General features: G+C 39.4%; 10 protein-coding genes. 3 read left to right on the forward strand and 7 right to left on the reverse strand.

Translation table 11 applies throughout. The features are described from left to right. Positions 1 to 2: 2 nt before the first annotated feature. From kdpD to M1F14_RS18665, 3 genes are all read left to right on the forward strand, one after another. The gene (kdpD, locus tag M1F14_RS18655; protein ID WP_181469136.1) at positions 3 to 2690 is read left to right on the forward strand and encodes a two-component system sensor histidine kinase KdpD; all 2688 of its coding nucleotides are present in this window, start codon (positions 3 to 5) and stop codon (positions 2688 to 2690) included. Positions 2691 to 2706: 16 nt separating this feature from the next. After that, positions 2707 to 3390, forward strand: coding sequence for a two-component system response regulator KdpE (kdpE, locus tag M1F14_RS18660; protein WP_181469135.1), 684 nt, complete (start codon positions 2707 to 2709; stop codon positions 3388 to 3390). An 83-nt stretch (positions 3391 to 3473) separates the two neighbouring features. Then, positions 3474 to 3863, forward strand: a complete 390-nt coding sequence (locus tag M1F14_RS18665) for a DUF5329 family protein (RefSeq protein ID WP_071547830.1) — start codon at positions 3474 to 3476, stop codon at positions 3861 to 3863. A 54-nt stretch (positions 3864 to 3917) separates the two neighbouring features. Here M1F14_RS18665 and M1F14_RS18670 read toward each other — a convergent pair whose 3' ends face one another. From M1F14_RS18670 to glnS, 7 genes are all read right to left on the reverse strand, one after another. Further along, positions 3918 to 5174, reverse strand: coding sequence for a PTS galactitol transporter subunit IIC (locus M1F14_RS18670; protein ID WP_042848317.1), 1257 nt, complete (start codon positions 5172 to 5174; stop codon positions 3918 to 3920). 95 nt (positions 5175 to 5269) lie between these two features. After that, positions 5270 to 6265 (reverse strand): 2-hydroxyacid dehydrogenase, encoded by a 996-nt coding sequence (locus M1F14_RS18675; protein WP_042848318.1) that lies wholly within the window; start codon positions 6263 to 6265, stop codon positions 5270 to 5272. 17 nt (positions 6266 to 6282) lie between these two features. After that, positions 6283 to 7044 carry an SDR family NAD(P)-dependent oxidoreductase gene (locus M1F14_RS18680; RefSeq protein ID WP_181469134.1) on the reverse strand — a complete coding sequence of 254 codons (762 nt, stop codon included), beginning with the start codon at positions 7042 to 7044 and terminating at the stop codon, positions 6283 to 6285. 15 nt (positions 7045 to 7059) lie between these two features. After that, complete coding sequence (locus tag M1F14_RS18685) at positions 7060 to 8613, reverse strand: FGGY-family carbohydrate kinase (protein WP_166687358.1); 1554 nt, start codon at positions 8611 to 8613, stop codon at positions 7060 to 7062. A gap of 38 nt (positions 8614 to 8651) precedes the next feature. Further along, positions 8652 to 9209 (reverse strand): glycerol-3-phosphate responsive antiterminator, encoded by a 558-nt coding sequence (locus M1F14_RS18690; protein ID WP_042848322.1) that lies wholly within the window; start codon positions 9207 to 9209, stop codon positions 8652 to 8654. Between the two features lie 13 nt (positions 9210 to 9222). Further along, positions 9223 to 10017, reverse strand: coding sequence for a class I fructose-bisphosphate aldolase (locus M1F14_RS18695; RefSeq protein ID WP_042848324.1), 795 nt, complete (start codon positions 10015 to 10017; stop codon positions 9223 to 9225). A gap of 616 nt (positions 10018 to 10633) precedes the next feature. Further along, complete coding sequence (gene glnS, locus M1F14_RS18700; RefSeq protein WP_042848325.1) at positions 10634 to 12301, reverse strand: glutamine--tRNA ligase; 1668 nt, start codon at positions 12299 to 12301, stop codon at positions 10634 to 10636. Position 12302: the final 1 nt, after the last annotated feature.

The following is a 12302-nucleotide window of genomic DNA, read 5'->3' on the forward strand; positions in this document are numbered from 1 at the left end:
TTATGAAAAATCAGGAACCTAGTCGCCCTAATCCCGACGATTTATTGGTAAAGGCCAATGAAACAGGCCGTGGCAAATTAAAAATTTTTTTCGGCGCCTGTGCTGGCGTCGGGAAAACCTATGCCATGCTTCAAGAAGCCCAAAGACTAAGGTCACAAGGATTAGATGTGCTTATTGGTGTAGTAGAAACCCATGAACGCGAAGAAACAGCTGCGTTACTTGAAGGTCTCTCACAGTTACCACCAAAGCGTATCCAACATAGGGGACGCCGTTTAACTGCTTTTGATATTGACGCCGCAATTGCTAGGCACCCAGCCATTATTTTAATGGATGAATTAGCATTTAGTAATCCTAATGGCAGCCTACACCCTAAACGCTGGCAGGATGTCGAAGAGCTATTAAATGCTGGTATTGATGTCCTTACGACCATTAACGTTCAACATATTGAAAGTTTAAATGATATCGTCGGAAGCATTACTGGTATTCGAGTGCGTGAAACGGTTCCTGATCATATTTTTGATGCCGCAGATGAAGTCGTATTAGTTGACTTGCCTCCTGATGACTTACGGCAACGCCTAAAAGAAGGCAAAGTTTATATCTCTGGGCAAGCAGAGCGAGCAATCGAACATTTTTTCCGTAAAGGGAATCTCATCGCGCTACGTGAGCTGGCTCTACGTCGAACTGCCGATCGCGTTGATGACCAGATGCGGGAATTTCGTGATGGTAAGGGGCAAGCCCCTGTCTGGCATACCCGGGATGGCCTTCTATTATGTATTGGTCATAATATGGGTAATGAAAAGTTGGTTCGCACCGCGGCTCGCCTTGCAGCAAAGTTTGGCAGTGTATGGCATGCTGTATATGTGGAAACTCCTGCGCTCCATCGATTACCCGAGGCTCGGCGCAGAGCCATTTTAAAGGCATTGCGTCTTGCTCAAGATTTAGGCGCTGAAACCGCCACGTTATCTGACCCTTCTGAAGAAAAAGCCATATTACGTTATGCTCGAGAACATAATTTGGGCAAAATACTGATTGGCCGTCGCGATAAGCAACGTAAATGGCCCATATTTAATTTACGTCCTGGCTTTGCTGACCGTCTTGGCAAATTAGGGCCAGACCTTGACTTGGTGATCGTCGCGCTAGAAGAAAAAAGCGAATGGGATAAAGAACCAGAGAGAAAACCTTTCTCTGAAAAATGGCGTTCAGACATGAACGGTTATTTGATGGCGATTGTGATGTGTGCTGCAATTACCGTGTTCTCACGCACATTTTTGTTAGCGTTAGATAAAGCCAACTTAGTCACGCTCTATCTACTCGGCGTGGTACTTATCGCGCTATTTTATGGCAGGCGCCCTTCTGTCTTTGCGGCACTAATTAATGTTATTAGCTTTGATTTATTCTTTGTTCAGCCCCATTTTTCCCTTGCTATCATGGATATGCAATATTTAGTCACCTTTACGGTTATGCTAATTGTTGGCGTCGTTGTGGGGAATTTAACTGCTGGCATGCGCTATCAAGCCCGAATTGCCCGTTATCGTGAACAACGAACGCGACATTTATATGAAATGACAAAAGAATTAGGGCAAGCACTCAGCACCGATGACATCGGCAGAACAGGCTATCACTTCCTTAATAACGCGTTCCAAGCCAAAAGCTGTTTATTAATACCCAATGCTGAGGGGCAATTATTGCCCTTAAAATGTGAGGGGCACAGTGCAATGCAAATTGATAATGCAATTGCCAAATGGAGCTTTGATAAACGCCAACCCGCAGGAGCTGGCACCGATACTCTTCCCAGCGTCCCCTATCAATTGCAACCTATAACAACCGCAGATCAAACACTTGCCGTCTTAGCGATTGAACCTAGAAATATGCGCCAGTTGTTGATCCCAGAACAACAACGTATGTTACAAACCTTCACTGGGTTAATTGCCAGTGCCCTTGCTCGGTTAGAGCTAACCAAACAAGCCGAATCCGCAAAATTAGATATTGAACGTGAGCAATTGCGTAATTCATTACTCGCGGCCCTTTCACACGACCTAAAAACACCATTAACCGTTTTATTTGGGCAAACTGAAATATTAATGTTGAATTTGTCTGCTGAAAACTCGCCACTTACTGAGCAAGTTAATAAAATGCGCCAACAAGTTCTGAGTACTTCGCGATTAGTCAATAATTTACTTGATATGGCACGGCTGCAATCTGGTGGTATTCAACCTAATTTAGAGTGGCAATCACTACAAGAAATTACCAGTAGCGCTGTCAGAACATTAGACTATACTTTACATAGTCATCCTTTAGATATTGATATCCCAGCTGATTTATTACTCTATTGTGATGCCAATTTGATAGAGCGGGTGCTTATCAACCTATTAGAAAATGCCGTAAAATATAGCCATGAAGATACCCCAATTGGTATTAAGGCGAGGGTTGAAGGGCAAAAAATTCATATTGAAATTTGGGATGCCAGCAATGCAATCCCTGATGGACAAGAAAAAACTATTTTCGATAAATTCTCTCGAGCGCAAAAAGAATCAGCCATTCCCGGAGTTGGCTTAGGCCTTGCTATTTGTCGTGCCATTATTCAATTACATGAAGGGGAAATATGGGCTCAGAACAATAATAAAGGTGGAGCCAGCTTCCACTTTGTTTTACCTTTAAAACAACTACCTGATATTGAAACCGAAATTTAGGAGCACAACCACTATTGTGAGTACTCATCAAATCCTGATCGTTGAAGATGAAAAAGAGATCCGCCGCTTTGTTCGCCTTGCGCTGGAAGGTGAAGGCTGGAAAGTTTTTGAAGCAGAAAACTACCAACGCGGGTTGATTGAATCTGGGACACGGCAACCCGACTTGCTTATCTTAGACCTTGGGTTGCCTGATGGCGATGGGCTTGATTTAATTCGTGATTTACGCAAATGGAGCAGTATTCCTATCATCGTTTTATCCGCTCGAGAAGACGAATCTCAAAAGGTTGCCGCCCTTGATGCAGGTGCTGATGATTATCTGACTAAGCCTTTTGGCATCAGCGAATTACTCGCACGAGTCCGTGTCGCCTTGCGTCGTTTTGGCAAAGCGGCACAAGAAAACTCACAATTTCAATTTGGTGATATTACGGTCGATTTTATTAATCGGATTGTCACTAAGCAAAATGAAGAATTACACCTTACTCCCATTGAATTCCGCTTGCTCAGCGAGTTAGTTGCTAACAGCGGCAAAGTATTAACCCAACGGCATTTATTATTACAAGTATGGGGGCCGAGCTATATTGAGCATAACCATTATTTGCGAATTTATATGGGCCATTTGCGGCAAAAATTAGAAAATGACCCAACTCGCCCAATTCATTTACTTACAGAAACAGGCATTGGTTATCGCTTTATGCCTTAAATTGAATTCTAGGAATCTTACCGATAGTTTAAATTAAACGGCTGCTTATAATTTACTCACCTTTTTTCTATGGAGAGAAATTCGTGCAATCACTTACAGCCCAACTATCAAACCGCTTTTCCTCTGCTTTAGTGCTTTTTTTAAGTGTTTTTGTCACCACTCAAGCTCTAGCATTAAGCCCTGAAGAAAAAATTCGTACTGAATCATTATTAGCAGAACTCGGTAAACAACAAAACCTGACTTTTACTCGTAATGGTACGGAGCATTCTGCAACTGATGCTGAATCTCACTTGAGATTAAAACTGCGTAAAACTGAGAAACGCCTCAATACTACTGAACAATTTATCGATAACGTTGCTTCAAAATCATCGGTTACAGGGGAAGAATACCAAGTCAAGGATGCACAAGGTAATGTTTTCCCTGCCAATCAATATTTACATGATTTATTGAAAAACAGTGTGGATAAAAATTAAGAAGTCACAGTAGGTGTTTTTAACCATAAATAAAAACACCTACTGGATGATTGACTAGTTTGCTATCATCTCCCCGACTTTAACAGCCACCCAACCTGCTGGTGTTGTTGCCCCACCGACAATGTTTGTCATTTCAGAAATACCTTCTGGGACAGGGATATTTGAATTAACTGCCGCCTGTGTATACTCTTTAGAAATATCTGTCCCAACATAATAAATAGATGTAAGGACAAGTGTTCCACAAATAAACATTCTAAACATATTACGCTTACAGAAAGGCGTAACCATTGCTAATAGAAACATTAATGAAGCAAGGTCAACGAAAGGTAATACTTTATTACCCGGTAAAATAAATGCGAGCACAATTGCCATTGGGATGAGTAAAAGCCCTGTCGCTAATACTGATGGCTCCCCAATTAATAAAGCGGTATCCATTCCTATATAGAAGTCTCGATTAGGAAATACTTTTTTCAATTTAGCTTCAACGGCATCTCGTACAATTAATAAACCTTGAACTAATATTTCGATCATTTTAGGCAGCAATAACATTGCAGCAGATACAGTAACGGCCAACGCAACAGACTCACTAATGCTATAACCTGCCATTAATGCTAAAACTAAACCAAGAATAAACCCGAGTGTTAATGGCTCGCCAAAAACACCAAATTTTTTATTGATCGTTTCGGGTTCTAAATTAATTTTAGAAACCCCCGGTATTTTTTCAATAATATAGTTAGTTGCAATTCCAAAGGGAACATACATGATACAAGTTAAATGCGGGAACGAAATTCCTTTTAAATTATAGTTTCGCTGTAAATAAGGCGCAGTAATATCCGCAGCAACTAATGTTAAAATAAAAATAACATAGGTGATACCAATTGAGAGCCAATAACTTTCAGTACCTGCGTAAACGACTGAACCAACAAGTAAGAAGATCCAATAATTAAAAATATCGATATTAATGGTTTTTGTCATTTTAAAAACAACCATTAATAGGTTTATCACAATAAAGCCTACGACTACCGGTAACATAATCGGAGAGCCCCACCCAATCGTTGATGCCGTAGGCCAACCTGTATCAACAACCGTTAGGTTTAACCCCATTTTCTCTACCATTGATTGCGATGCAGGGCCAAGATTAGATAATAATAAATTAATTACCAATCCAACGCCGACGAAGCCAATTCCCACAAGCATCCCTGCTTTAAATGCTGTACCTACTCTTACGCCAAAACATAATGCAATAATAAAGAAAATAATGGGCATCATGACAGATGCACCAAGGCCTATAATACTATTGATAATATCCATAGCATTTTCTCACGTAAAAGGATTTGAAATAGAATGCATGGTAATAGCACGCATTCTATCGTTTAATATTAAATTTTTATTTTAATTTAATAACTCTATTTTATTTCCTTCAGAAATAACTCTGAAAATAATTTTGGTGTATTGCTAAATGCATCAAGAGTACTCCCCGCCATATGAGGTGTGATAGTGATATTATCTAATAAATAAAATTCACTATTATCTTTTAGTGGTTCATCATCAAAGGTATCAATTGCCGCCCCCATGATTCTTCCATTCTTTAATGCTTCAATCAAATCACTTTCATTAATTAAACCTGACCGTGCCGTATTAATAATAGTGGTGGTCTTTTTCATTAAATCAAAATGTTTTTTATTAATTAAATTTTGTGTTTCGCTGGATAGCCTTGCATGTAAGGAAATAATATCCGCTTGGGAAACTAATTCTTCTAAGGTTTCAACTTTAGTAAACCCAGCAATATCGCTCACATATTTATCATAATATAAAATTGTACACCCAAAACCGGATAAAAATTTAGCAACTAACTGTGCAATATGCCCAAAACCGACTAACCCTATTATTTTCCCGCCTATTTCGGGAATAACATCTGCATTAGGAAAATCTTTACGCCAATGCTTATCTTTAAGTGCGTCATGTGCTCGGGCAATATTACGCGTCTCAGATAACATTAACCCGACAGTAAACTCAGCGACACTACGCGCATTACGTCCTGGTGTATTGAACACCTTAATTCCCTTGCTTTTCGCATATTCAACATTAATATTTTCAATACCGCCACGCAGCACCCCGATATATTTTAGTTTTGGCAAACTATCAATCACCGCTTTATTTATTGGCGCAAATTGGGTGACCACTAATTCAGCATCTTGTGCACTTGTATACAGTTCAACGGGTAAAGTTACCGCTTCTGAACCATGCTGCTCAATTTGTAAGTTATCTTCTTGAAGCTTTTCGATGGAGCTGTGTGTCCACTGATTAACCGTCACATCAATACCGTTATTACGTAATTTCTCTAAGCCTAAATCCATCGTATTCTTTTTAATGAATAAATCGGCAATCGCAAGGCATTTCATTTTCTTTCCCCTTTTACTTAACGCATTAACATGCCACCTGTCACATCAATGGTTGCACCAGTCATATAACTCGCTTTTTGTGAAACTAAAAATACCCCGATATCTGCAATTTCGGATGGAGAAGCGACGCGACCATTTGGTATACGATTAAGATAATATTCCGCATTATTGCGCAAATTCTCGCGGATCATCTCCGTATCCATAATGCCTACTGCAATGTTATTCACATTAATATTTTGTTTTGCCACTTCTCTAGCTAATGAGATTGAAAAAGCCACTAACCCTGCTTTACTGGCCGCATAATGAGAATGCCCAGTTGTTGAACCATGAAAAGCTGCTTGTGAGGTGATATTCAAAATCGAACCTGTTATTTCCTTAGATAAACATTGGTTAACAAATAGCTTGCTTAGATGAAAAACTGATTTCAAATTCACATTCATCACCTTATCCCAATCCTCCAATGAGATTTCGCTCACTTTACCTGATAGCCAAACAGCCGCATTATTGACCAAAATATCAAACTGCCCGAACTCACTTAACCCACTATCGAATAGGGTATCGATAGCTTCGCTATCACTTAAGTCGGTTCTAATGGCTTGGACTTTTACACCACTTTTCCCATTGATTTCTTTCACTAATGACTCTGCATCGTCAGGATGACTACGGTAAGTAAAACAGACATTAACGCCTTCTTGTGCTAATGAACGAACAAACTCACGTCCAAGCCCTGTCGCCCCACCTGTCACTAATGCGTTATTTCCTTGTAAGTGAAGTTTCATAATTAATTCCTTTTATTATTCAGTAGCTAACATATGCATTGGTGAACGACTATGGGATTTCCATGTAGCTTGCATATCATCAAGCATGCGTTTATACAGTGCGTACTTTTGCTGATAAACGGTTTTATTCGCTGTATCCGGCTTGATGATATCGGCTACTTTGACCATCACTTCACAGGCAGCAAATACATCGGGAAAATGCCCTTCCATCACGGCCGCTGTCATGGCCGCACCCAGTGTGCCGTGTTCTTGAACATCTACAATTTCAAGCTGGCACTGGAAGATATCAGCAAAAATTTGTAGCCAAACTGGGGAATGCGTTATCCCTCCAGCAATACGAACTACATCACTGAGTTGTGGGTTAATCTTTCTTAACCTTTCAACGTGATAAAGATGACTAAACGCGACCCCTTCATAGATAGCACGCAAAAAGTGCCCACGATGATGAAAACTAGTGACACCAACAAACCCTGCTGTTGCATCTGGAATGGTATTGGAACCAAAAACAAAAGGAAAAAACATGAGTTGGCTTTCGCTTGGTGTTGTTGCAGCAACGAGTTGATTACAAAGCTCATAAACTGAACCACCCTTCGATTCTTCGAGTTGTTTGTCCGCTGCCATAAAATGTGTAATAAACCACTCTAAATTACTGGCAGAGGTTGGGCTGGCTTCTGTAATTTGCCATCTATTTTCCATTGGATAAATAGATGTCATAAATAGGTTTTTATCAACGACTGGCTTGTCTGTTACGTATTCATTAATACTCCACGTCCCCGCCACAATCGCTAATTTATTAATTTGGTTAACACCCGATGCTAAAGATGATGCTGAAATATCAAATATCCCCCCTGATACAGGAGTACCCGCACTTAGCCCCGTCAACTCAGCAATTTCGGGGGTGATATACCCACAACAATCCGTTGATAATTTGATTGGTGGCAGCTTGTCTTTCCACTCTAAACCGCCCCAAAATTCAAGAATTTCATCGTCATAACAACGGTCACGTACATTAATTAAGTTAGTCCCTGAAATATCTGTCAGCTCTTGGTATGCCTCACCTGTTAAATAAAAACGGATCAGGTCTTTGACCATAAAAATATAACGGGCTTTTTGTAAGCTCTCAGGTTCATGATCACGCAACCATGCAAGCAACGCAACAGGCTGCCCTGCCCAGATGGACTGCATCGTTTTTGGCAAAATATCACTTTCAAATCGAGGTGACCGATACCAGTTTTCGACATATTGTTTTGCTCGATTATCTGTGGATACGATACCATTACGCGTCGCATTTCCCTGTTCATCAACGAGGTACAACCCATTTCCGTGACCTGTCACAGATATACCAATAATATCCTCAGCATCTATAGCGGATTTTTTTAGCACCTCTTTAATAACTAAAAGATTTGATTGCCAAAGTTCTGCAATATCCCTTTCAGTGAAAAAAGGTTTTGGAGTGATCATTCGTGTCGTATTTGAAGCAATAGAGACGACCTGGCCTTCTAGGTTATAGATAGCTGCTTTGGTGACGGTTCCACCATTATCAATGCCCATGACATATTGTGTTTTCATTATGAGCCTCTTTGTAATCGGATTTTTATAATTGTTGTTTACCAAAGGGTATGTTCACTGGTTGTAATTCCGTTAAAGCCGGTATAGAAAATTTTATCGACAATATATTTTCTTTTTACAAATCCACCTGCAATGAATGGTTTATTACTTTGATTAAAGCTTCTTTTTAATAAATCAAAACAACTACAGGCATATTCAGCTGGTAATAATTCAATAGCATCAACATCAACTGAATTGTTTTTAACCATATTACTTGCTTGCTCTAATGAACGAGAATCCACTAGTAATACTCTGAATATTGTGTCTAACCCTTCTTTTTTTGCATAACGTAGAGCTGTAAAATTTGAAGAAATAACACCGTCAACTTTATAAAAGTTTTTAAGCACCGTAATACCTGATTGGTCAGGTTTAAATCCACCTAATAATTCTAAATGGACTAAAACTTTTTTCCCTGCCTTATGGCATTTTCCAATCATAGATTGCAAATTACCAATATCGGCATCTGGTAATAAAATATATTCAGAACGACAATTTAATGCCTTCTCAAAATATTTGTAATTTCTGACTGATGGAATAACGGTGTTATTTAAATTCATTATTTAATTCCAATTATTTTGTATTTTGATATAGAGCATAAGCTTCTTCAGGTGATGCCCCTTGGTGAATAATGGCATTTAAACCTGCAACCATTGCGATAGGTTTAGGGTCTTGTGTAATGTTACGCCCAACCGCAACACCTTTAGCCCCCATATTCATGCAATGCTCTACAAATTTAAAGTAGCCAAGTGTATCTGTTTTTGGTCCACCCAAAGCTAAAACAGGGACCATCGAAGCTTCAACAATCAGATAGTCGTCTTCGGTACCTGAAAAACGCGTTTTGATCACATCAGCACCCAGCTCTACGGCAATACGGGCGGCATCCGCAATAACTTTGGCTTCATTGGATTCTGGACTAGTCACTGGGTAACCATAAGGCAATGATTCTACAATGAAAGGCATATTCCATTGTTCTGCTTCTTTTACCAATCTAGCGACCATAGCGTGGGTTTTTTCTTCATTAAATGCGCCAGGAAAGGTCATACAAACCATGCCATCAGCATCTATTTTTAGTGCGTCCTCTGTCGTAAATACCTGTTGCGTGTCAGGTACACTGTTATCATATACATTCACCGTTGAATCAACACGCAGCACAATCGAAATGTCTTTAAACTCCTTCTGGTAATTCCTTGCCATACCGTAAGTTACCAGCGCACAATCCAACCCATTAGCGACTAATTCTGGCATTTGTTTTATTGTATTATCGATACCTTCTGTTTTTGTCGAGAAAAAATAACCATCTAATGCTAGCGTAACGGATTTCCCATCCTGAGCAAAAATCTTAGATAAACGACGTTGTTTTGACATAATATTTCCTTAGAATAAAAACAAAAAAAGCCCTCAGAGATCTGATTAAGATCTCTGAGGGCTTTCAGTTCACTGACCCTGTTATTTATATTTTTAATTATTAAAACCAAGTAATAGATTATTTGATCTTTTTTAAAAATATAAATTTAATTTATATTTAACCTAACTAATGGCTTTTCAATTTAACCTGAAAAAACATTAGTTATTAAGATTAATAAAAACAAATTAATCACTTTGTGTGTTATATATCTTTATTAATCTTAACTGGAGTATATCTTTATCATACAATCTTTCAAGCTGTCTAACCGATTTTATTGTTTTGTGATTTAAATCCCGTAATCAATTTTTGATTTCAGTATTTTCAGATATTATTGGTTAATAACCACAAGAAACCATAATTAATTTAGCGTAGTTCTTTCTATACAGCAATAAACCACTTTATTTACAAGGGTAATAACTGATTAAATAACCTCATTTTCTGTTGATTATTTTTTATTATTCTCTATTCAATATCACAGAGAAAACAAAAAATCCCCCCTAGAAATATACATATGTATGTGACTAGGGTTAGAGGGTAAAGCCAATGCACCTAATGTGCATTGGCTTACAACATTTTTTAGTTAGACTCTATTTTAGCCCAAGTATCACGCAACCCTACCGTCCTATTAAAGACCAAGTTATCCGCGCTACTTAAACGGTTATCTGCACAAAAATACCCTTCACGCTCAAACTGATATGCTTTTTCAGGGGCAGCATCTTTTAAGCTTGGTTCAACAAACCCTTGGCGAATAACCAATGACTCTGGGTTGATTACCGACAGGAAATCCTCTTCTGCACCCGGGTTTGGTACTGTAAATAAGCGGTCGTACAAACGAATTTCTGCTGGCAGTGCGTGTGCTACGCTAACCCAGTGAATAACCCCTCTGACTTTACGCCCATCCGCAGGGTCTTTATTTAATGTACCTGCATCGTAGGTACAATAAATAGTCGTGATATTGCCCTCTGCGTCTTTCTCAACACGCTCAGCTTTGATGATATAAGCGTTACGTAAGCGAACTTCTTTACCTAAAACTAAACGTTTATATTGACGATTTGCTTCCTCGCGAAAATCTGCACGGTCAATATAAATTTCATTGCTAAATGGCACTTGGCGAGTGCCCATCTCAGGTTTATTTGGGTGATTTGGTGCCGTTAAGATTTCTTCACCAGCAGGCATGTTTTCAATCACCACACGCACTGGATCAATAACCGCCATTGCACGCGGAGCTGACTCATTCAGGTCATCACGAATACAGGACTCTAATGATGCCATTTCAACGTTGTTGTCTTGCTTAGTGACACCAATACGTTGGCAGAACTCGCGGATAGAAGCTGCGGTATAACCACGACGGCGCAAACCTGAAATGGTTAACATGCGTGGATCGTCCCAACCATTGACATGTTTTTCTGTCACTAATTGGTTCAGTTTACGCTTAGACATCACCGTATATTCCAAATTCAGACGAGAAAACTCGTACTGACGTGGATGACAATCAATCGTGATGTTATCTAATACCCAATCATATAAACGACGGTTATCTTGGAACTCAAGTGTACATAAAGAATGTGTAATACCTTCTAACGCATCAGAAATACAATGTGTGAAGTCATACATCGGATAAATGCACCACTTATTACCAGATTGGTGATGTTCCGCAAACTTAATACGATATAAAACCGGGTCGCGCATCACCATAAATGGGGATGCCATGTCAATTTTAGCACGTAAACACGCTTTACCTTCCTCAAAGCCACCTGCACGCATTTTTTCAAATAATGCTAAGTTATCTTCAATTAAACGCTCACGGTATGGGCTATTTTTACCCGGCTCTTTCAAAGTCCCGCGATATTCACGGATTTCGTCAGGGCTGAGCTCATCAACATAAGCAAGACCTTTGTTGATCAGTTCAATTGCGTATTGATACAAAGTATCAAAATAATCAGAAGAATAACGAACATTCCCCGTCCATTCAAAACCTAGCCATTTAACGTCTTCTTGAATGGAGTTAACGTATTCGACATCTTCTTTTACAGGGTTGGTATCATCAAAACGTAAATTACATTGTCCCTGATAGTCCTTGGCAATGCCAAAATTCAAGCAGATTGATTTCGCATGACCAATATGTAAATAGCCATTCGGTTCTGGTGGAAAACGTGTATGCACTGATGTGTGTTTTCCGCTCGCCAGATCTTCATCTATGATCTGACGGATAAAATTTGTTGGGCGAGCATCTGCCTCATTCATT

Source organism: Providencia sp. PROV003 (genome assembly GCF_045040775.1).
GTDB classification, from domain to species: domain Bacteria; phylum Pseudomonadota; class Gammaproteobacteria; order Enterobacterales; family Enterobacteriaceae; genus Providencia; species Providencia huashanensis.

Excerpts from the sequence above, each read along its gene's own strand:
- glnS (WP_042848325.1), bottom strand. The coding sequence starts at position 12,301 with ATGAATGAGGCAGATGCTCGCCCAACAAATTTTATCCGTCAGATCATA.
- M1F14_RS18670 (WP_042848317.1), bottom strand. The coding sequence starts at position 5,174 with ATGGATATTATCAATAGTATTATAGGCCTTGGTGCATCTGTCATGATG.
- M1F14_RS18680 (WP_181469134.1), bottom strand. The coding sequence starts at position 7,044 with ATGAAACTTCACTTACAAGGAAATAACGCATTAGTGACAGGTGGGGCG.
- M1F14_RS18695 (WP_042848324.1), bottom strand. The coding sequence starts at position 10,017 with ATGTCAAAACAACGTCGTTTATCTAAGATTTTTGCTCAGGATGGGAAA.
- M1F14_RS18690 (WP_042848322.1), bottom strand. The coding sequence starts at position 9,209 with ATGAATTTAAATAACACCGTTATTCCATCAGTCAGAAATTACAAATAT.
- kdpD (WP_181469136.1), top strand. The coding sequence starts at position 3 with ATGAAAAATCAGGAACCTAGTCGCCCTAATCCCGACGATTTATTGGTA.
- M1F14_RS18675 (WP_042848318.1), bottom strand. The coding sequence starts at position 6,265 with ATGAAATGCCTTGCGATTGCCGATTTATTCATTAAAAAGAATACGATG.
- M1F14_RS18685 (WP_166687358.1), bottom strand. The coding sequence starts at position 8,613 with ATGAAAACACAATATGTCATGGGCATTGATAATGGTGGAACCGTCACC.